Source organism: Saprospiraceae bacterium, assembly GCA_016710235.1.
Classification (GTDB): Bacteria; Bacteroidota; Bacteroidia; order Chitinophagales; family Saprospiraceae; genus Vicinibacter.
Genome location: JADJLG010000001.1, coordinates 2,390,996 through 2,410,723, shown reverse-complemented (window position 1 = coordinate 2,410,723; position 19,728 = coordinate 2,390,996). Strand labels below are relative to the sequence as shown.

The following is a 19,728-nucleotide window of genomic DNA, read 5'->3' as shown; positions in this document are numbered from 1 at the left end:
CAAAATGAATAAAATAATTTTAGTCGCAACACTTGTCATCTCAGTCATATTGGGAGGATGCAATTCATGCAACACTGAAAAACCAAAAACCAACGAAGCTACCAAAATAACAGTAGCACAGTGGGGACAAGAGAAGTATCTAATTTACCTACCTTTTTACATTGCACAGGAGAAGGGTTTTTTCAAAGACGAAGGACTTGATATAACAGTAAAGTTTTCAGGTAATGACGACCAAGTTTTTGCAACTGTCTTGAAAGGCGAAGCACAATTTGGAATTGGCGACCCTGTATTCACAGCCATATCACGAGAGAAGGGAGCAAAAGGAAAAGTGATTGGTTCTATCGTTGACGGAGTAACCATTTGGGGTGTAACAAACAAGGATAACATCAAAACCATAGAACAGCCAAGTGATTTGGCTGGTTTGAAAGTTGGAACATTCCCCGACCCATCAACAAATTACGCTTTGATGAAAAAGACAATAATGAAAGGGGGAGATTTATTGAAGAACACAACTATTGTTCAAGCCCCAATTGGTTCACAGTTGGCTTTACTTGAAAATGGAAGTGCAGATATTGCGATGGACTTAGAACCAGGAACATCAATAGCTGAAAGTAAAGGTTACAGAGTTGTTTACTCCTCACCGAAATTTTATGGAAGATTTGCTTTCACTGGTTTAACAACAACAGAGGAATACATAAACGCAAATAAAGAAACTGTTCAAAAATTTGTGAATGCAATTGAAAAAGCATTGCAGTATTGCCACACGGATGAAGCTGGAACAGCCGAAATAGCAGCGAAACTTTTCCCTAATCTTGACAAAACAGTTGTTGCAAATGCTGTAAAAAGAATGGTAAATGACAAAACAATTCCTGACCATGCTGTAATGAGTGATGAAGCATGGCAGAAAGCGATGCAAGTAAGGGTTGATATAGGCGACATGAAGGAAATGAAACCAACATCAGATGCAGTTGATAATTCCTTTGCTGAGAATGCAGCAAAGCAAAAATAATTTCCTATGAGCACAGCAGAAGAAAGAAATGATTCACGGAGAATTGAAACACTTAATGTCGCAATTTCAGCCGACACAATTCTTTATACTCCCTTCTTCCTTGCATACTATGCCGGTGATTTTGAAGATACCCCGTTTGGCAAGTTATCAGTGAACATTATAGGCAAAAAAGATGATGTTCGTTTTGATAAAAACGCAAACCTAAAGGGAGATGGATTCGCTACTTTCTGTTTGATATTTGGACTATCTGATGCCTCAATTTGCGACCCTTCATATTTGGTTTATCTCCAAGACCCCACAACAGATTTAGGAAAAGAATTTTCACTCTTTGAAAAACTCCTTACTTCATATACAAAATCATCATTAAGTTCAGATAAGGATTTCAAGGAGATATTAAGTTATGACACGGAGAAAGATATTTTATCAATAACTGATGTAAATAAATTTGATACACTCTTCAAAGACAAAAAAGTAATAGGCGGAATAATTTCTAAAATTGCCTTTTCCGTTGCTTGTAGTCCGAGTTTAGAGGAAAAGGTAAAAAATGACATATACAATAATCAAAATGAGAAATTTGGAAGAACTCATAAGAGAACATCAACACAAAGAAAATTTACTAAAGATGAAGTAACAGGCCATTTTATCTATTATGCTGAACCTTCAACTGGTTATTGCATTGGTCAAATTCATTCAGCCGTTTACAATAAAACGAAAGTTAAAACAGAAGATTTCGGACAAGAGTTGAAACTCTTGCAGCAGAGTGCTTATACAGATTCGGTAGCAATTACCTGTGATTATGTTTCATTAGATTTTTTAATTAACAAGGAACGAAATTTAGATACAGAAAGTAAGGTCTTTGAAATTGAAGACTTGGCAACAGTTCGTGAGAATTATCTTTTCACAGGAATTCTTGGTAATTGTGAACTAAAAAATCAAAACAAATTGCAAGCCTTGTTATATGGCATTGACAAAAATCTATTTGAGATTTTTAGATTTCTTAAAGAGAGTAATACAACTGGGCTTACAAAGTTCCTTAAGAGAAAATTCAATTATTCAGATTCAAAAGAACAAGAGTTATTAGATTTACTTATTGCTGACACAGACTGTCGAGAGAAAATAAAAACCGACATTCACGATGAAAGAAAAGTGACATTCACTTTTGATACTATCATTAGGTATTATGTTGACCGACTTTATAAATGGAAAATGTGGGGAAACTTGTATTACGATAGGACTACCCCCTCTGCAAATGATTTAAAAAATATTTCCGAATTAAGAAAGGAAGGTATACAATCTCAAACTGAAATTACAGACACTAAAATTAACGAATTGATTGAAAAAGATTTGTTAAGTGAATGGCGTAAAACAGAAAACAAATTTTTGACTTATGAGCATAAGGTTAACAAACTTAGATTGAAAGAAAAACGGACTGATGCTTTAATTCTTTTTGCTTCTCCTTTCATGTTCTTTCGGCAAAAGTGGAGAGATACTCTGAGAACTAAATTATGGCTTTATGTAAGTAAGACCTCATACCTTTATACAGTCGGTTCCTTGTTTTTAATCTTTGAAGTTATTTCAAGTATGTTTCACATTTATGGCTATCATATTCCTGCTATTCGCTTTGAACTTCCAATTGGAATTAATCACAAAAATGAATGGTATGGAATTAATCTCCCAATAAATTTGGGATTAATCACTTTCTTTTATTTCAACATTATGATTATTGGGCTCGTTCTCTTGTCTAGAGGATTATTAAAGCTTAAAGAAAACGACAAGTATATTTATAGATATGAATAGCAACTTGCGAAACGGTAAAACAATAGGCTCTTTTTTGGCAGCAAAAAAGGATGAGGTTCGAAATAGAGAAATTTCTGGGCTAGAAAATTATGTTAAAGCCAGAAAAGAAAAAGGTAAAAAAATATTGTATTTTATTCAATACTGGGGTGCATCTCATAAGGATTCTCTTGATAAATATGATTACGAGTCTCTTTTTAATTTATTCGGTTTATTGAGAGTAATCGAGAAACAATACAAAATGGAAGTTCATTTAACTGTTATTTTTACCGACAGTCATGTTTTGCTCAATGGGTATAAACAAGAAATATTTAAAAAATATTACAAGGAATTAAAGACAATTTTAAATGAGTTCAACTATAGCCATATTTTAATGTCAGAAATTTTGATGCCATTCATAAGGCAACATCGAATGAAAGACATAAATGATTTAATTATTTCAATAATAGACCGTAGTAAAATTAATGAGGTATCAACCTATGTTCAAAACAACCATTCATTTGAACTTTTGAAGAATTCGGCTTCAAAACATAGTTACAGGTATTCAAACAATCAAATATTTGGTGATTTGAGATTTGACACTACAGAACAGTCTGCTTATGCATATATTGAACTGAATCAACTTGAAAAGCACTTTGTTGAAAAGAATTACTCTCAAAGTGTCTTTCTAACTTACACCTCAGATGATGAAAAGGAGCTAATTGCACCTAACCTTCCAAGTCTACAGATTTATTCTTTTCGTAAGGGAATAAGAAGCAGACCTTGGTTTTCATATTTTAATAAAGAAGAAAAGAAATAAAATGTGTGGTATCGCAGCAATTGTTAATCCTACTCAAAAAGGCAAAACAGAAATGGAGTTAATGCTCAAAAAAATTGAGCATCGGGGAGATTCTGCACCAACACAAGTTCATATAGGAAATGCAATATTAGGAAGTGTTCGACTTAAAATAGTTGACAGAACAAACGGCTCACAACCCTTTTTCAATGCGAACAGAACGCTAGGAGTTGTTTTTAACGGTGAGATTTACAACTATAAAAAATTAAAATCAGAACTGCAATTAAAAGGACACACTTTTATTTCAGATTGCGACACAGAAGTTTTAGTTCATCTTTACGAAGAATACGGAATAAATTTCTTGGAGCAGTTGGAAGGAATGTTTGCATTTCTAATTTATGATTCCGTTCAAAATAGATTTTTTGGAGCAAGAGATTTTTTTGGAGTAAAACCTTTCTTCTATTGTAAAAAAGAGAATGAAGTTTATATTTCTTCTGAAATGAAATCCTTTATTGAATTGGAAGTAGAAACATTTGAAGAACTTGAACCAGCACACTACATAACCGATGAAGGAGTATTCCAATATTATAAAACGCCAAGCACGAAATGGAATACTGATTCAGTAAGCACAATTGCAAATAATATTCGTGAACTTGTTGAATTGGCCGTAAAGAAAAGAGTTGAAACAGATTTGCCTATTGCAACTTTTTTAAGCGGTGGCATTGACAGTTCAATAGTTCATTTATTGTGTTGCAGGTATCACAATGATGTTACAGCTTTAATTGTAGGTGAAGATTCAGGTGAAGATGTGATTTATGCAAAGCGACTTTGCAATGATTTGAATTTGAAGTTTCACCACGTTAAAACAAGCAAAGAAAATTTGCTTGAAAATGTTCCTGATGTGATTTATTCCATTGAGACATTTGAACCAAACCCTATTCGTGGCTCATTACTTTCAATGAAATTGGCAGAGTTAGCACACGACAAGGGTTTCAAAATTGTTTTATGTGGCGAGGGAAGCGATGAAATATTTGGCGGCTATGGTGATTTTCTTTTCCTTCCTGATGAAACAGAATTTCAAAATGAAATTAAAAATCTTTTAAACGATTTATACAGGACACAACTTTTGCGAATTGACAAAACAGGGATGAAATATGCTGTTGAAGTTCGTGAACCATTTCTTGACAGAGCTTTGGTTGAGTATGCTTTAAACATTCATCCCTCTTTAAAAGTAGCAAAGACAAACACCGGAGAAACAACTACAAAGTTTATTTTGAGAGAAGCATTTAAAGATTTGTTACCTGAATACATTTATTCAAGAGAGAAAATGACTTTGATGGAAGGGGCTGGAATTGGAGGAGTTGAAAGAGGAAAAGGTTTATTGAACGAGTTTACAAACATCAATTTAAGCGAAGAAGAATATCAAGTAATTCAAAAGAAGTTTCCTCAATTTATTTTGAGAGACAAAGAAGAAACCTATTGTTTTAAAATTTTTAATCAAAGTTACCCTAAAGCAACATTTGCAAAGTCAAGAGTTACAAATGCACAAAAAGAAATTGCCAAGCACTAATGAACATTGAGTTAAAAAATATAACCAAATCATTTAGCACTCCAACGAGTAGCGTTGAGGTTTTTAAAAACCTCAATCTCACTTTCCGTTCAGGGGAGTTTGTTTCTATTTTGGGACCAAATGGTTGTGGAAAAACAACTCTTTTCAACTTAATAATTGGACTTGACAATGAATATAGCGGAGAAGTAAAACTTGACCACATTGCAGACAGGAGCACTGCAATAGCATACATGATGCAAAAAGATTTATTGCTCCCTTGGAAAACAGTTTATCAAAACATAATTGTAGGTATTGAAATTCAAGGCAAAATAAATTCCTCCACAAAAGAAAATGTAATGCAGTATTTGAAACGCTTTGGCATTTCAAATTTGGTTAATAGTTATCCTTCACAACTTTCAGGCGGTGAAAGACAAAAAGTTGCTCTTATCAGAACTCTGATGTTAGATTCTGAAATAATGCTTTTGGACGAACCTTTTTCAGCAATTGATTACAACACAAGGCTTGAATTACAAGAACAAATACATGCTTTGTCAAAAGAGAATCACAAAACAGTTTTACTGATTACTCACGACATTGATGAAGCAATAACAGTAAGTGACAGAACTATAATTTTCAATCACAAGCCAAACGAAACATTCAAGGAATTACAGATAACTTTTGATGTAGAAAAGAGAAGTCCAATTTCAGTTAAGCAGGACAAAAAGTTTTCTAAATACTTTACTGAAATATGGCAATCACTTCCAAAGAAAGACGAACAATGAAAAGAAAAATCATAAATATCGTTTTGGGTTTGATGCCATTAACAGTTTTCTTGCTGTTATGGCAGTTTGTAATTTCAACAACTGAAAAGAAACTATTTTTGTTTTCTTCTCCATCCAGAGTTTTTCATTCGCTGATTGAAAACTTCTCCAATGGTATTTTACCAAGGGACATTTTTATTACAGGACAAGAAGCGATTTATGGTTTTCTAATTGGCAACATTTGCGGTGCAGCATTCGGACTTTCCCTATGGTATTCAAAACGAGTTGCCGATTTAACAAAACCTTACATTATTGCAATTGGAGCAATTCCTATTTTTTCCATTGCACCTATGATGATAATGTGGTTTGGAACTGGTATGTATGCAAAGGTTATGATGTCTGCACTTTCAACAGTAGTAATTGCAATCACTCAATCTTATGAAGGTGCAAGACATGTTGATGTTCAACAAATAAAACTGTTTCACTCCTTTGGAGCCTCACGGACGCAAATATTTTCAAAGCTGATTGTGCCTTCATCGTTGGTTTGGCTTTTTAATTCGCTTAAACTGAACATTAGTTTTGCCTTGCTTGGTGCTTTCGTTGCAGAATTTATTTCAGCACATGAAGGTTTGGGACATAGAATTTTAAAAGCTGGTGGAACTTATGATGTTTCATTGGTTTTAGCTTCTTTAATCTGTATAATACTTTTGGCTCTTTTCCTTTCAGGTATTATTAACTTGTTTGAAAAGACACTAATGAAATGGAAATAAAAGCCCACGCACAAAAAAATACACTCTTAAAAAACGCACAAGGCAACGCTGCAAGCAATTTTTTTAAGAGAGTATTTTTTTCTCCACCCCAAGAAGAATTTTTTCCACCCCTATTTTTTTTGTTTTTTTTCCGCCACTGCACAGGCTTAGTGCTTAACTCGACAGACAGTGTTTCTAATGTAAATCACTTGGGACAAAGTGTCTGCAAACTTTACACTACAACACTACGGACAGACAGAAGGGCATCCGGTAACATTTAGCCGTATAGAAGAAAGCCCAAAGGAAAAATACAATAAAAAGCTAATCGTCACTTACAGATAATGATAAAATAAAACTACAAAGGGCTTTCTGCTATAAAGCGGAGAGAAGGGTCTCTCAGTTCTCTCATCAGATACATTTCTATGCATCTGGTCTTGAATAAGATTCAAGACTTCATTCGTAAGCTGAGAGAAGGATCTCTCAGTTCTCTCATCAGATGCATCTCTATGCATCTGGTCTTGAATAAAATTCAAGACTTCATTCGTTCATATTCAACGAGACCTCTTCTTAGGTGTCATAGTATATCAATTGAGTTTTTTTTGGTCAAGCTTTTACCTTTTTAGTGGTACAATTATTAGTTTTTTTGCATAGCTTCGCTACAGAAAAATCTACATTAATTTTTTGTGGAAGTAAATGTATAACAATATTTATTTAGGGTAATTTTCATGGAATGTCGATGTTTATTAATGGAGAGCCTTTGTTTTGTATAGTCTTTACATCGATCAAAATGCCGTTGATGCAAATACTTGTTTGGATCAAGATTAATTTTCCAGTTTTGCAGATGGGGCACAAACTGATGTCAATTCCTGTTTTGATCAACATGCACAAAAGAACTGGTACTTCAACTTTCGGCATTGGTGGCGGCAAATCAGTTGATCATACAAGTTTGCTATACGCAGCTTTTTTCCTCGGTGTGACAAATATCCCGCATGACTGTATTAACCGGAGCAAAGGTACCCGCCTATGGCCGTTCACTTTTGGATAAGCAAGTGGTAAGTTGATTACCATAATAGTTACAAGAAAGACCCAAGCCCATCACAAAATTGGCTTGTTTTAAGCCTGTGGGAGCTCTTATTTTTTTGTAACCTATTCGGCGGTACATAAAAATCTTGTCCTTATCACGTCTAAAATTCGGTTATATGAATTTTTACCAGGTGTTTTATGCAGTTGAAAACAGAAAAATGGTATTTTCACAGTCCGACGTTAACTGCAACCTGCCCAAACCGGACTAAAAGAAATGACAGATCAAGAAAAAATAGAAATTTTTAGACAGTTCACTGACTTTGACAACAGTGAATTGAAAATAATTATGCCCTATTTTGAACCCAAAAAGATCAAGAAAAAAACTACTCTTTTAGAGATAGGTAAAGTATCAAATGAAGTTTTTTATTTAATTAAAGGTTGCATAAGACTTTACTGTGAGAAAGACGGAGAAGAACTTTCAACTTACTTTTTTACGGAAAATATGTTTGCAGGTTCGTATGACAGTTTTCTATCACGAAAACCAAGCAAAGTTGCCATTGAAACATTAGAAGAATGTAAAGTCCTGATACTTACACACAAAGGACAAGAAAAATTGTATGAGATATTTCCAAAAATGAACGAATTTATTAGAAAGGCTATTGAACAGAGATTTATCCTGCTTCACGACTTATTTATATCATACCTACTTAATAGTCCGGAAGAAAGATATTTAATGTTACAGAAAGACAGACCAGAATTGCTTCAACGCATTCCACAGCGTCAAATCGCTTCGTACATTGGAGTCACGCCTGTTTCTTTAAGCCGAATTAGAAATCGAGTGACAAGAAAATAACTTTCCAATTTTCTTATCTTTTGTTATCGTTTTGACCTATTCAGTCATTGTTATTTTGCAGAATAAATTTTAAAATTCTTAAAAGACAATGAACAAAACAGTAAAAAATACACTTAAAGGAGTTGGATTACTTGTTGGTGTAGCAGCAATAACTGTAGGATACTTCTTATATAAATTCAGTTCTGAAACTGGTAAAATGACACCTGTTCCAACAGGACAAATTTCGGAACACGGGTTTGCTATAAAAGATGAGTTTGCCAATATGTATCTTATCAAAGACAGCTTAGGATACATAGCAATTGACGCCGGAAAGGATATAAAAGTTATAATATCTGAAATGCATAAACTAAATATAAATCCGGATGAAGTAATCGCGGTTTTTTTGACACATTCCGACATGGACCACGTTGCTGGTATTCCTTTATTCAAAAATGCCAAATTGTATATGGCAAGAAATGAAGTAAAAATGCTGAATGGCGAAAAGCAAAAAATACCAGGTTACAACAACAGTATTAGCAGAAATGACTATATACTTTTAGATGACCAACAAAATCTTGAAATTGGAAAACATAAAATTCATTGCATACTTACAGAAGGACACACAAGTGGTTCAATGTGTTTTCAAGTAAACGAAAAATACCTATTTACTGGTGACATTCTAAGTTTGCACAATGGTAAACTTGGAGATTCAGTTAAGTTTTTTGACCTTGATCACGATATGACTACAAAATCTATCTCAAAAATTACAAACATACCAAACGTGGAGGTAATTTTGACTTCACATTGGGGCATATCGAATGACTATAAAAATGCAGTAAAAGACTGGAAAGGATAACCTGACCCAATAATTCAAGCAGCAGTTAAATCATTCTGTCGTATTGAGGAAAGTTCTACAAAGAACGAATCCTTGAGGACTAATTTAACGAGTCTAGAAAAAAAATGAGCTTTCCGCAATGCAGTGTACAACGAAGCAGCTGAAGCCGGAAACTGAAGGGTTTCTATAAGTGACTTTAAAGCGTGACTTCGCTTGATAGAGGCTGGGGAATCTCTCCAGTTTATTCAAAACTACAGATTTATCAGCAGGGATTTCGTACATTCCCCTACGCGAATTTTAGGAATTCGAAAATTGAAATACATATCCGTTAATGTTGTCATTTTGCGATCATTGTTTTTAGTGGTGAACGTATAATTGGAATAATTCTTACCACTTTGTTGAGAGTGGAAGTACCCACCAAATGAATTTCAATTTTGCATAAGCATTTGATAAGCTGATTTGTAAAATAGTTTCAAGTAATACCCTCCTTCACTCAAAACTGACTTTTCAACGCCTGTGAAAGCGCTTCCATTTGAGAGAACTGAACGATGATATAAAAATGTGGCTTTCAAAACTCTTGAATTCCAGGCTTTGAGCTACTCCAAGGTGTTTAAAATATCCAAAAACAAAAAATGCTAATCCCAAATGCTGCAGCTAAAAGTAGTTGTACCCATCGAGCAATGACTATGACTATTGCTGACTTTTACCCCATAATGCCATAGCTTCTAAAATTGGAAAAACAGCTTTTCCATTTTCGCTAACAGTATATTCAACTCTTGGTGGGACTTCTGCAAACACTTTTCGGTGTATTAAATTGGCTTCTTCCAATTCTCTTAATTGTGCCGTAAGCATTTGTTTGCTGATAGTCGGGATACTGCGTTGCATTTGACCAAAACGATTTATCCCCATGCCTATTCTCGACAAAATTATGGGTTTCCATTTGCCGCCAATTACATTCATGGTGTAGGTAATAGGACAATCATCAAATATTTTTTCAAATTCCTCCTTACTTAAAGCACTGATTTCCTCAATGGTATGTTTTTTCATACTATGACATTTATTTATAACTACTTGCAAAAGTAAAACCATTGAATGAAGTTTGCAAATTAATTTTTAAAAATCAAAAAAATGGATAAAAACAGAGAAGCGTTAATTGCATTTTATAGAAAAGCATTAACCGTAAACACTGAAACTACACCTGCTCAAGTTTTAGCAGAAGTTTTGGCAGATAATTTTGTTTCTAACGGAAGCGTAGAAAGCAAAACCAAAGACCAACTTATCGGTCAAGTTGGATTTTTCTGGAAATTGATTCCCGATTTGAAATGGGAACCTCAAGATATTGTTTGTGAAGGCAACAAATATGTGGTAAGAAGCATAGCCACTGGAACACCCAATGGCGATTTTATGGGTTTGCCAACAGATGGAACCAAATCGTTCAAAATTATGACGATAGACATTCATCGCTTTGAAGACGGAAAAGATGTAGAAGTACATCACCTCGAAGACTGGGGAACTGCGATGAAACAATTGAAATCATTGTAATATGAAAAGACAATTCAAATATTATTTTATAGTGCTAATGTTTTTTTTCACAAACCAAAATCTCTTTGGTCAAGCAAAAAAAGAAACCAATTTCGTGTTAATTGTAGAACCATTTTCACCACTCAATGGTGGTTTTGATATTGGTGTGGGTTATGGATTTAGCAAGCACAAAGTGGAATTGAAATATCGTCAAACTTCCAAATCTGACCCCATTGCACAGCAAAAAGATGATTTTGATAGTGAGTACAAAAACTTTGAAGTTTCGTACAATTATTTTTTTTTTGAAAGAACATTTGAAAGGATGGTTTGTTGGTGGTACTTTTAATCATTTTCAAGATTTTAAAGTAACCGAAAAAGTGAGTAACTTATCGGCAAGCAAAGATTTTGAAAGTATAGGTTTACGCTTCGGCTATTATTGGTACCCTTTCAAAAAAATCAATTTGTTAATTGACCCAACTTTGGCGGTTAATTTAAACGACAAAGATTTAACAGTCGGCGGCAATACCTTTGATAAACAATCATTTAGGCTGCCACCAGCAGGTATAATTTTAAGAATTGGGTATAAGTTTTAATATAAATCACAAACGAACAACTCAGATTTTGGCGGAATTTCTTTTTCCGCCTCTATATTTTCTCTGCGTTAATCGCGGCAATAATTTTCATAATCACTGAATTAACCAAAGAAGGAATGATGAAATCCTTGCAATTAACCGAGCAATAATTTAGACGAGATGTAATGAACTCAATGGTTATTTTCAGAGTTTGGTTGTTGTTTATTTTACTACCATCAGTCATTGCATTTCATTCATTAATACAAAAAAATAAATGAGTAATCACTGTAAAGAAGAAGCAGGAAAAATAATGCCTGTGGTAGATTACAACAGATGCGAAGCAAAAGGACCTTGCATAGAAGTTTGTCCGTATGATGTATTTGAAATGCAAAAAATCAGCGATGAACAGTTTTCAAAACTATCTTTCATAGGCAAACTCAAAACGACAGTTCACGGAAGAGAAAAAGCGGTAGTGATAAATCCACAAGCCTGTCATAGTTGCGGACTTTGTGTTACAGCTTGCCCGGAAAAAGCGATTAAATTGACAAATAATTAAATAAAGTAATCATGAAAAAAATTGCATTAATCACTGGAGCAACCGACGGTATTGGTAAAGCATTGGCATTCAAATTAGTAAAAGAAAGCTATACCGTAAGCATTATTGGGCGAAATGCTGAAAAAGTAAATGCGACTGTTGCTGAAATAAAAAACCTGTACTCAAATAGCGAAATTTTTGGTATAAAATCAGATTTATCTAAACTTTCGGAGGTAAAACGGGCTTGTGAAACCTTTTTGCAAAATTATTCCAACTTAGATGTATTGGTATTAAATGCCAATGCCATCGCCAATGAAAGAATTATTACCGAAGATGGCAACGAGCAAAATTTTGCTATCGGCTATCTTTCAAGGGTTTTGATGATTGAAAGATTAGAGAAGATCTTAGAAAATACGCCCAATTCGCAGATAATTTCTGTCATTGGTTTAGATACGAGTAGGATTGACTTTAGAGATATCAGTATAGAAAAGGATTTTACGGGTAGAAAAGGGCTTACACGTTGGCAATGGGCAATCAATCTTTATACGACTCATCACAACCAGCATAAAAAAACGCCTATGAATCTATTTATGCCGGGCTTGGTGAAAACAAAAATTTTGAAAAATGAACCTCAGCCTATGCGATTATTTGTTCAGATTATGAATGTTATCATCGGACTTACACCTGAAAAAGCCTCAGAAAATTTGTTTAAAGTAATGAATGAAATCAATGCAAATAAGATAAGAAATGCTTTATTCTCTTACGCCAAGCAGCGGAAACCATTAACTTTAGCGACCCAAGCAGGAGACACCGAAAAACTCTTGAAACTAACTGAAGATTTAATACAAAAATTTATATGATAAGCTTCATAAAATGAGTGTAAACGCAAATTACAAACGAGACAAAATCCCGATATAGATAAACATATTAACGGGTATAGTTTTACTCATTTTACTTTTTAAAACTTATTCAGCTTTTGTAAATCCTGCATTGGCTTACGGTACAGTAGAAGATACAGTAGAAGCAACAAAAAAAGTATTATGGGAATTGGCAGGAAGAAATATTGCAATGCTGGTTGTTACTAAACTTGCATTACGTTCTCAAAACGCAATTTTTTAGCTTTTACAATGATAATAAATATAGCGCGAGAAAGTTTTGATATGTTTATGGGAATTCAGTTTTCAAATGGCGACACTAAACAAATTTTACAGGTGTTTTCCTTTCTCAATTTTATAATTCCATATTTCATTGCCTTGGGAAAGTTAAAACAAATCGCCAAAGCTTAATAAAAAACTATGCAGAATAAATATGAATTAAAACAAAGCTTTGTATAGATTAATCCTGTGTTGAACGAAGCGGATGCCTCCGTGTAATTACCTAATCATACGGGAAACAAAATCAGAGGACAGGTTTGATTGATTACTTAGAATATTCTTATGCCTCCAGTTATTGTATATTTCTTTTACCATATATTGCATATTTCATTTTTAATGAGCTTAGGTAGCAAGATAGGTGTTTTTATATGAACATAACATGTTTCCAGGATATTTGATCTGCTGTACCCAACCGATAAATGCAATATTTAACTGTGAAAATAAATTTGCCACTTGGATTAAATTATCCCTTAACGAAAATAATATACGGCAAACGCCAAAGTAACTACACAGCAAGAGGAATTAAATATTAACTCATACTAGCTGTCCGGTAAAATAAATACCTTCAATTCAGGCAAATTTACTATCATTTCAATATACCAATTATACACATTTATGATAGAAGAAACATGAAAACATTTGTATGCACCATTCCTGATTTGCTTAATCCCCTCATTACAACATATTTTGATTGCGGACCTTTGGGTTAGGGTTAGATTCAATTAATTCATGTCAGAAAACGTCGAACAGTTAATTATAACAAATAAAATATTGTTTCAAGCGATAGATCACAATATTTTTATCGTACTTTTGATGGTCCATTCTTCAATTGGTTCCCTTTCAAAAATTGACTCTACTGATAAATTTAGATCCAAAACAAGTTGAACGAACAATGAAATAAAACTTAGAATGAGAGAAATTTCGGATTTGGATTAAATGTGAATAGATATAGGTAAAATGGAAATTAATAAACAAATAGCCGAATATATCGACAGTCTCCCTGCTCAGAAAAGGAAAGATATGTTATCATTACACGAAACTATCCTCCTTTTACTACCAGGGTGTAAAGTGTGGTTTTTTGACGGCAAAGACAATAGTGGCAAGGTTATTTCTAATCCTAATATAGGGTATGGCACACGAACTATCAACTATTCAGATGGAAATAAAAAGGAATTTTATCAAATAGGAATTAGCGGAAATTCAACAGGTATCTCTGTATATGTAATTGGTCTTGAAGACAAAAACTATTTGAAAGAAACTATAGGTAAAAAAATCGGAAAGGAATCGGTAACTGCGTACTGTATTAAATTCAAAACTATAGCAGATATAAACATGAATGTACTATCCAAGGTTATAATTGAAGGCTCAAACTATATTAAAATAAATAAAATATAATTAACGATTAATTCGGCCAAAGAAGCCTAAAGAAAATTTAGTATTTTCGCTATCTGTTCTTAGTTTTCCCTTTACCGCAAAAGTTTCCATTATACTCCATCGAGACAAATAATCTAGTCGAAGAGTAATATTATTTGATTAATAACAGGCTACTAGATTGTATAACAACAAATGGTTCAAACTTGCGTTATAACTAAATCCAACTTTAGTAGCCATCTTATGAATAAATATAGTAAAATCATACATTGCACAACGACAACAAATCTCCTTACAAAATCATCTTCACATGCAAAAACGTGACTTCAACATTTCATTTTTAGTAAACCAATCGCCTGAAAATATTTTCAAGGCAATAACCAATGTGCGAGCTTGGTGGTCAGAAGATTTAAAAGGAAATTCGGAACTGCTTAATGACGAGTTTATTTATCAACATGGTGAATTCCACTATTCCAAACACAAGTTAATTGAAGTAAATCAGTTCACTAAAATAGTATGGCTCACATTAGACAGCAAATTGACATTTGTTAAAAAAAATGATGAATGGAATGAATCTCGACTAATATTTGAAATAACAGAAGTAGAGGATAAAACAAAATTAAATATTACACATGTTGGTTTAACACCACATCTGGAGTGTTATGAGGCGTGTTCTAAAGCATGGACTCATTACTTAATGAATAGTTTGATCCCATTGATCAAAACGGGTAAAGGCCAACCGGATCTTAAAAAATAAAAGGAATATGAATACAATCAGTTATTTTGAAATTCAATCATCTAATCCTAAAAGAGAAATAGAATTTTACCAAAACATATTCAACTGGAGCTTTAAGAGAGAGACGAATATTCCCATTGAATATTATAGAATTGAAACCAAAGGAATGAATGGAGGATTGTTAGCCAGACCAGGCAAAATACCACCCGAAGAATTCGGGACCAATGCTTTTACTTGTTCCATTCAGATAGAAAACTTCGATGAAACGGCATCAATAATACTTTCTTGCGGCGGCAGAATTGCAATTCCAAAATTTGCAGTGCCTTCGCTTTGCTGGCAAGGATACTTTTTAGATCAGGATAATAATATCTTTGGTATATTTGAGGTTGATCCCAAAGCAATATAATCGTACATTTGCTTCTAATTATATTCAGATAATTTCTAATTTTGAGATATAAGCAAACAAAATTATTATTCAAGCCAAGATTAAATCCATTAGAAATCAAAATTTTAAATTAAAAGACAATCGATCAGTTATAGGACATCTTGACCAATATCATTTTATTAGTTATAAATCTTGTAAAAGCATGAAAAAATTGCAATTTAAAGTAAATATTAATGCCCCGCATGAGAAGGTTTTTGACATCATGCTCGGAATAAGCAACAAGTCTACATATGAACAATGGACAGTAATGTTCAATCCTACATCCACATATGAAGGAACTTGGGAAAAAGGAAGTAAAATGCTATTTATTGGGATTGACGAGAAGGGAGAAAAAGGTGGTATGGTTTCAGAAGTTTTTGAAAATCTACCCAATCGTTTCATTTCAGTACGTCATTATGGATTAATAAAAGCCGAGGAGGAAATAATGGAAGGTCCAGAGGTAGAAAAATGGGCCAATGGATTTGAAAATTACACATTTGAAGAAAAGGATGGGATCACAACAGTGACAATCGACTTAGATTCTAACGAAGATTTTCTAGAATACATGAATAAAACATTTCCTAAAGCCCTGGAGAAACTAAAGGAAATTTGTGAAAAATAGGCGATGAATTAAATAAAGTCATAGCCTGACTTTTAAATCAGGCTAGTGTCATGACTATTGAAATAATCAATGTAACTTTTAATTAGGTCATTGATCCTATTTATACTTGATATCGGATTGGCAAAATATATCAATGGAAATAGCTTTCCATTCTGTCTATTGATAAATTATGCTGCTCCCCTATCAATCAGAATTTTAGGCACACTTTATAACCATCCGACATCCGAATGGATACCTAACTATGCAAAGAATTGAATCAAACTTGAGATGGCTATCCATTTTCAAACTTTTATTAAATTTGACCATCCAAGTTATGAAGCTGAAGCATGAAAATCCGGAATCAAAATGTCAGGCACTCTGTGAGGAGGGAGCAGGTTTGGGGAACCTGCTATAAAGTATGGAAAAATATCAATTTCGTTTTCCTTCTTGAGATAATCAGGAAATTCTCCGCAATGGTACATAAGACATTTCGCTTTGATGGGATACTGGATTGATTTATCAGAAATTTATAGCTCCTTTTGGGGAAATGGCGTTCCGTCATATTCCATGGAAAAAGTTGATTGTAATGTTCATTCATTTCCGGGGTACCGGGATGGCTTTGCCGTCAATCAATTTCACTACCTTTGGATCAACGCATTACTTTCAACATTTCGCTCTTAATGGGAAAAGCAAAATCGTCCATCTTTCAAATCGATTATTACTTATTATGAAATTTTACGTACATTTTTTTGCAATAATTCTTTTTTTCGAATGTATCCTGTTCAAAAACTGAGAATGGAAATCCAACAGGATCAATACCGCCAAACATATTACTCATCATAGCTGACGATCTGGGAAAGGATGCAATAAATGGTTATCCTGAGGGTGCTGTCAAACCGAAGACACCGCACCTTGACAATATAAGAAATCAAGGGATAAGCTTCAACCAATTTTGGGCAGATCCTACCTGCACACCAACAAGGTCAACAATCATTACAGGGAAATATGGCTATCGAACCGGAGTGAAAGCAGTTGGTGATATTTTAGGGACTTCAGAAACCCTGCTTCAAAAATACATCAGCGATAATACGAATCACCAATATGCGACAGCAGTCATTGGCAAATGGCATTTATCCGGAAACAATAATGATGTGAACCCTGAAAATTATGGCATCGATTATTATGCAGGTTTAATAAAAGGTACGGTAGACGATTATTACAATTGGGAGTTTACTGAAGATAAATCAACGATTGCGAATCAAAATTATACTACGGAATTTTTTACAGATCTGGCAATCGATTGGGTCTCCCAACAATCCAAACCATGGTTCTTGTGGCTGGCTTACAATGCTCCTCACACTCCATTTCATATCCCTCCCACCCATATGCATAGTCAAGGATCATTACCAAATTATGTGGTAGGTCTTGATCCTACCCCTTTTTACATGGCAGCCATTGAAGCTATGGATTATCAGATAGGCAGATTTTTGGATACACTTTCTAATGAAACAAGGGAAAATACTGTAATTATTTTTTTGGGGGACAACGGTACAACAAATGAGGTCGTGCAAAGTCCATACAAAAGCGTCAGGTCAAAAAATACAGTTTATCAGGCAGGAGTAAATGTTCCATTATTTATTGCAGGTAAAAATGTAGTCAGAAAAGGAACTGACGATAATCTACTCAATAGTACTGATCTTTTTGCAACTATTTCAGAAATAGCAGGTCTTAATGTACCCCAATACAACGACAGTAAAAGTTTTAAAATACTGCTGGCGCAAAATCAGATTATCCGAGATTATCAATACACTGAGATAAATGATGGTTTAAATGAATCATGGGCCATATCAAATGGAAAATATAAGCTTATTGTCAAAGACAGCGGTAAAAAAGAATTATATGATCTTTCCACCGACCCATACGAATCCAATAATTTATTGGATAAAACTTTGACTACAACTGAAAGAGAAGCAAAGCTAGAATTAGAGGCCGAACTGGAAAAGATAAGATTATAATTAATTCTATTTTTTGTCCAAATAAAGTCGGAAAATTTTCAATAACGGGTTTGAATCGCCTATAAGTTGTTTTTCAATCAAAAAACTCTTGGGTTCAATCTATAAGTTTCTCGAGTGCGTTGCTTCGTGAACCTTTTATCAGGATGCATGCTCCTTCATGTAGGTATCTATCCAACCAGTCTTTAGCTTCACCAACAACCGAACATTTCACCACATGTTGAGGAGTTTCCTTGATTGCATCATACCCACTTCCAACAAGAATGATTGTCTCAGGTTTGCATTCCAGCGCCATTTCCAGCACTTTCTTATGTTCTTCTGTAGAATATTTTCCCAGCTCTGCCATGCTTCCCAGAATCAGCCATTTTTTCGGGTGAACCATTTGTCGAAAATTCTCCAAAGCAATCTCCATTGAACTCGGATTTGCATTGTAGGCATCCATGTAGATCTTATTTCCTCGGTAATTTATAATCTGAGATCTCTGGTTCATTGGAACGTATTCACTGATTCCTTCTGCAATTTGGTTCACACTGGCTCCAAGAAAGTGTGCAAGACCGGCTGCATTAATAATATTTTCGACATTGTGAAGTCCATACAATTTCGAATTTATTCTCACTATTACACCTTCAAGTGAGATGAGCTCTAATATGATTTTGTCATGAAACTCACTCACCACAACCCGATACCTTCCTATTGGAAATTCAGTTCCCAAAGGGATATGCTTAGCGGATTGAGAATATAACTGTCTCAAAGTCGCTTGTTCCAGATTATAAAATGAATAAGCATTATGATCATCTAAATAATCGAATAATTCCTTTTTAGCTAAAATCACGGATTCAAAATTTCCAAACCCCTCTAGATGAGCTTTGCCAATGCTAGTGATCAATCCAATATCCGGACTTGCGATGGTGCAAAGTCCTGCAATTTCACCCATATGATTGGCACCCATCTCTACAATAGCAAATTCAGTTTCTTCTGAAATCCTCAATAAAGTCAGAGGCAAACCGATATGGTTGTTGAGGTTTCCCAATGTAGCGACAGTTGGCCTGACTCTAGACATGATCGAATAGAGCAACTCCTTTGTTGTAGTTTTTCCATTGGAACCTGTTATTGCAACAACTTTGGCTCGCATCAAATGTCGATGATATGCAGCCAGTTGTTGTAGTGTTAAAAGACTATCATTCACAAGCAGCATTCTTTCGTCTTGGATTAGATCCGGATCTGTAACTACACAATAAGAAGCTCCGGCTGCAAGTGCCTGGCTTGCAAAATCATTGCCGTCAAATCGAGGTCCGGGCAATGCAAAAAACAAACTTGACTGAATGATCTGCCTTGTGTCTGTGGACACTGCAAAATTGCATTCTTTCAACTTCTCGTAAATGGATTTGATGCCATTATCCATATCCTTGTTCTTTATAAAAATACAAATCCCCGAAGCAAGTACTTGTTTCGGGGATTTGATTTGAACTTATTCA

22 protein-coding genes are annotated in these 19,728 nt (G+C 34.2%); 19 read left to right on the top strand and 3 right to left on the bottom strand.

What is annotated here, in order from left to right; all coding sequences use genetic code 11:
• Positions 1 to 4 precede the first annotated feature (4 nt).
• The 9 genes from IPI99_09710 to IPI99_09670 all read left to right on the top strand — a co-directional run bounded on the left by IPI99_09710 (position 5) and on the right by IPI99_09670 (position 9,348).
• A complete protein-coding gene (locus tag IPI99_09710; GenBank protein ID MBK7340790.1) occupies positions 5 to 1,009 on the top strand; it encodes an ABC transporter substrate-binding protein in 1,005 nt (334 codons plus the stop codon).
• A gap of 6 nt (positions 1,010 to 1,015) precedes the next feature.
• Positions 1,016 to 2,806: a hypothetical protein gene (locus tag IPI99_09705; GenBank protein ID MBK7340789.1), complete on the top strand. Its 1,791-nt coding sequence runs from the start codon at positions 1,016 to 1,018 to the stop codon at positions 2,804 to 2,806.
• The gene (locus IPI99_09700) at positions 2,799 to 3,602 is read left to right on the top strand and encodes a hypothetical protein (protein MBK7340788.1); all 804 of its coding nucleotides are present in this window, start codon (positions 2,799 to 2,801) and stop codon (positions 3,600 to 3,602) included. The genes IPI99_09705 and IPI99_09700 overlap by 8 nt, the downstream gene beginning before the upstream one ends.
• A gap of 1 nt (position 3,603) precedes the next feature.
• Positions 3,604 to 5,148: a hypothetical protein gene (locus tag IPI99_09695; GenBank protein MBK7340787.1), complete on the top strand. Its 1,545-nt coding sequence runs from the start codon at positions 3,604 to 3,606 to the stop codon at positions 5,146 to 5,148.
• Positions 5,148 to 5,909 (top strand): ABC transporter ATP-binding protein, encoded by a 762-nt coding sequence (locus tag IPI99_09690; protein ID MBK7340786.1) that lies wholly within the window; start codon positions 5,148 to 5,150, stop codon positions 5,907 to 5,909. The genes IPI99_09695 and IPI99_09690 overlap by 1 nt, the downstream gene beginning before the upstream one ends.
• The gene (locus IPI99_09685) at positions 5,906 to 6,658 is read left to right on the top strand and encodes an ABC transporter permease (GenBank protein MBK7340785.1); all 753 of its coding nucleotides are present in this window, start codon (positions 5,906 to 5,908) and stop codon (positions 6,656 to 6,658) included. The genes IPI99_09690 and IPI99_09685 overlap by 4 nt, the downstream gene beginning before the upstream one ends.
• Before the next feature lie 775 nt (positions 6,659 to 7,433).
• Positions 7,434 to 7,682, top strand: a complete 249-nt coding sequence (locus IPI99_09680) for a hypothetical protein (GenBank protein MBK7340784.1) — start codon at positions 7,434 to 7,436, stop codon at positions 7,680 to 7,682.
• Positions 7,683 to 7,934: 252 nt separating this feature from the next.
• Positions 7,935 to 8,513, top strand: coding sequence for a Crp/Fnr family transcriptional regulator (locus IPI99_09675; protein ID MBK7340783.1), 579 nt, complete (start codon positions 7,935 to 7,937; stop codon positions 8,511 to 8,513).
• 88 nt (positions 8,514 to 8,601) lie between these two features.
• The gene (locus IPI99_09670) at positions 8,602 to 9,348 is read left to right on the top strand and encodes an MBL fold metallo-hydrolase (protein ID MBK7340782.1); all 747 of its coding nucleotides are present in this window, start codon (positions 8,602 to 8,604) and stop codon (positions 9,346 to 9,348) included.
• A 669-nt stretch (positions 9,349 to 10,017) separates the two neighbouring features.
• On the opposite strand, the gene IPI99_09665 is transcribed toward IPI99_09670, so the two are convergent.
• The gene (locus IPI99_09665; GenBank protein ID MBK7340781.1) at positions 10,018 to 10,374 is read right to left on the bottom strand and encodes a helix-turn-helix transcriptional regulator; all 357 of its coding nucleotides are present in this window, start codon (positions 10,372 to 10,374) and stop codon (positions 10,018 to 10,020) included.
• An 81-nt stretch (positions 10,375 to 10,455) separates the two neighbouring features.
• Between IPI99_09665 and IPI99_09660 the strand changes: the two genes are divergently transcribed.
• The 9 genes from IPI99_09660 to IPI99_09620 all read left to right on the top strand — a co-directional run bounded on the left by IPI99_09660 (position 10,456) and on the right by IPI99_09620 (position 16,262).
• Positions 10,456 to 10,869, top strand: coding sequence for an ester cyclase (locus tag IPI99_09660; protein MBK7340780.1), 414 nt, complete (start codon positions 10,456 to 10,458; stop codon positions 10,867 to 10,869).
• A 94-nt stretch (positions 10,870 to 10,963) separates the two neighbouring features.
• Positions 10,964 to 11,194 carry a hypothetical protein gene (locus tag IPI99_09655; protein ID MBK7340779.1) on the top strand — a complete coding sequence of 77 codons (231 nt, stop codon included), beginning with the start codon at positions 10,964 to 10,966 and terminating at the stop codon, positions 11,192 to 11,194.
• Positions 11,151 to 11,441: a hypothetical protein gene (locus IPI99_09650; protein ID MBK7340778.1), complete on the top strand. Its 291-nt coding sequence runs from the start codon at positions 11,151 to 11,153 to the stop codon at positions 11,439 to 11,441. Before IPI99_09655 ends, IPI99_09650 begins: the two co-directional genes overlap by 44 nt.
• Before the next feature lie 253 nt (positions 11,442 to 11,694).
• The gene (locus tag IPI99_09645; GenBank protein MBK7340777.1) at positions 11,695 to 11,976 is read left to right on the top strand and encodes a ferredoxin family protein; all 282 of its coding nucleotides are present in this window, start codon (positions 11,695 to 11,697) and stop codon (positions 11,974 to 11,976) included.
• Between the two features lie 11 nt (positions 11,977 to 11,987).
• Positions 11,988 to 12,815 carry an SDR family NAD(P)-dependent oxidoreductase gene (locus IPI99_09640; protein MBK7340776.1) on the top strand — a complete coding sequence of 276 codons (828 nt, stop codon included), beginning with the start codon at positions 11,988 to 11,990 and terminating at the stop codon, positions 12,813 to 12,815.
• A gap of 1,251 nt (positions 12,816 to 14,066) precedes the next feature.
• On the top strand, positions 14,067 to 14,504 hold the full coding sequence (locus IPI99_09635; protein MBK7340775.1) for a DUF1801 domain-containing protein: 438 nt from the start codon (positions 14,067 to 14,069) through the stop codon (positions 14,502 to 14,504).
• 286 nt (positions 14,505 to 14,790) lie between these two features.
• Entirely contained in the window at positions 14,791 to 15,237 is a 447-nt protein-coding gene (locus IPI99_09630) for an SRPBCC domain-containing protein (GenBank protein ID MBK7340774.1), read from the top strand.
• 7 nt (positions 15,238 to 15,244) lie between these two features.
• Positions 15,245 to 15,622 (top strand): VOC family protein, encoded by a 378-nt coding sequence (locus IPI99_09625; GenBank protein MBK7340773.1) that lies wholly within the window; start codon positions 15,245 to 15,247, stop codon positions 15,620 to 15,622.
• 181 nt (positions 15,623 to 15,803) lie between these two features.
• Positions 15,804 to 16,262 (top strand): SRPBCC domain-containing protein, encoded by a 459-nt coding sequence (locus IPI99_09620; GenBank protein MBK7340772.1) that lies wholly within the window; start codon positions 15,804 to 15,806, stop codon positions 16,260 to 16,262.
• A gap of 311 nt (positions 16,263 to 16,573) precedes the next feature.
• Here IPI99_09620 and IPI99_09615 read toward each other — a convergent pair whose 3' ends face one another.
• Positions 16,574 to 16,723 carry a hypothetical protein gene (locus IPI99_09615; protein MBK7340771.1) on the bottom strand — a complete coding sequence of 50 codons (150 nt, stop codon included), beginning with the start codon at positions 16,721 to 16,723 and terminating at the stop codon, positions 16,574 to 16,576.
• 333 nt (positions 16,724 to 17,056) lie between these two features.
• Between IPI99_09615 and IPI99_09610 the strand changes: the two genes are divergently transcribed.
• Complete coding sequence (locus IPI99_09610) at positions 17,057 to 18,256, top strand: sulfatase-like hydrolase/transferase (protein ID MBK7340770.1); 1,200 nt, start codon at positions 17,057 to 17,059, stop codon at positions 18,254 to 18,256.
• 94 nt (positions 18,257 to 18,350) lie between these two features.
• Here the strand turns inward: IPI99_09610 and IPI99_09605 are convergent, their stop codons facing one another.
• Entirely contained in the window at positions 18,351 to 19,655 is a 1,305-nt protein-coding gene (locus IPI99_09605; protein MBK7340769.1) for a UDP-N-acetylmuramoyl-tripeptide--D-alanyl-D-alanine ligase, read from the bottom strand.
• Between the last annotated feature and the right edge of the window lie 73 nt (positions 19,656 to 19,728).

Bases quoted from the DNA above. Each gene is read 5' to 3' on its own strand.
- IPI99_09710 (MBK7340790.1), top strand. From the start codon at position 5: ATGAATAAAATAATTTTAGTCGCAACACTTGTCATCTCAGTCATATTG.
- IPI99_09705 (MBK7340789.1), top strand. From the start codon at position 1,016: ATGAGCACAGCAGAAGAAAGAAATGATTCACGGAGAATTGAAACACTT.
- IPI99_09700 (MBK7340788.1), top strand. From the start codon at position 2,799: ATGAATAGCAACTTGCGAAACGGTAAAACAATAGGCTCTTTTTTGGCA.
- IPI99_09695 (MBK7340787.1), top strand. From the start codon at position 3,604: ATGTGTGGTATCGCAGCAATTGTTAATCCTACTCAAAAAGGCAAAACA.
- IPI99_09690 (MBK7340786.1), top strand. From the start codon at position 5,148: ATGAACATTGAGTTAAAAAATATAACCAAATCATTTAGCACTCCAACG.
- IPI99_09685 (MBK7340785.1), top strand. From the start codon at position 5,906: ATGAAAAGAAAAATCATAAATATCGTTTTGGGTTTGATGCCATTAACA.
- IPI99_09680 (MBK7340784.1), top strand. From the start codon at position 7,434: ATGCAAATACTTGTTTGGATCAAGATTAATTTTCCAGTTTTGCAGATG.
- IPI99_09675 (MBK7340783.1), top strand. From the start codon at position 7,935: ATGACAGATCAAGAAAAAATAGAAATTTTTAGACAGTTCACTGACTTT.
- IPI99_09670 (MBK7340782.1), top strand. From the start codon at position 8,602: ATGAACAAAACAGTAAAAAATACACTTAAAGGAGTTGGATTACTTGTT.
- IPI99_09665 (MBK7340781.1), bottom strand. From the start codon at position 10,374: ATGAAAAAACATACCATTGAGGAAATCAGTGCTTTAAGTAAGGAGGAA.
- IPI99_09660 (MBK7340780.1), top strand. From the start codon at position 10,456: ATGGATAAAAACAGAGAAGCGTTAATTGCATTTTATAGAAAAGCATTA.
- IPI99_09645 (MBK7340777.1), top strand. From the start codon at position 11,695: ATGAGTAATCACTGTAAAGAAGAAGCAGGAAAAATAATGCCTGTGGTA.
- IPI99_09640 (MBK7340776.1), top strand. From the start codon at position 11,988: ATGAAAAAAATTGCATTAATCACTGGAGCAACCGACGGTATTGGTAAA.
- IPI99_09635 (MBK7340775.1), top strand. From the start codon at position 14,067: ATGGAAATTAATAAACAAATAGCCGAATATATCGACAGTCTCCCTGCT.
- IPI99_09630 (MBK7340774.1), top strand. From the start codon at position 14,791: ATGCAAAAACGTGACTTCAACATTTCATTTTTAGTAAACCAATCGCCT.
- IPI99_09625 (MBK7340773.1), top strand. From the start codon at position 15,245: ATGAATACAATCAGTTATTTTGAAATTCAATCATCTAATCCTAAAAGA.
- IPI99_09620 (MBK7340772.1), top strand. From the start codon at position 15,804: ATGAAAAAATTGCAATTTAAAGTAAATATTAATGCCCCGCATGAGAAG.
- IPI99_09615 (MBK7340771.1), bottom strand. From the start codon at position 16,723: ATGTACCATTGCGGAGAATTTCCTGATTATCTCAAGAAGGAAAACGAA.
- IPI99_09605 (MBK7340769.1), bottom strand. From the start codon at position 19,655: ATGGATAATGGCATCAAATCCATTTACGAGAAGTTGAAAGAATGCAAT.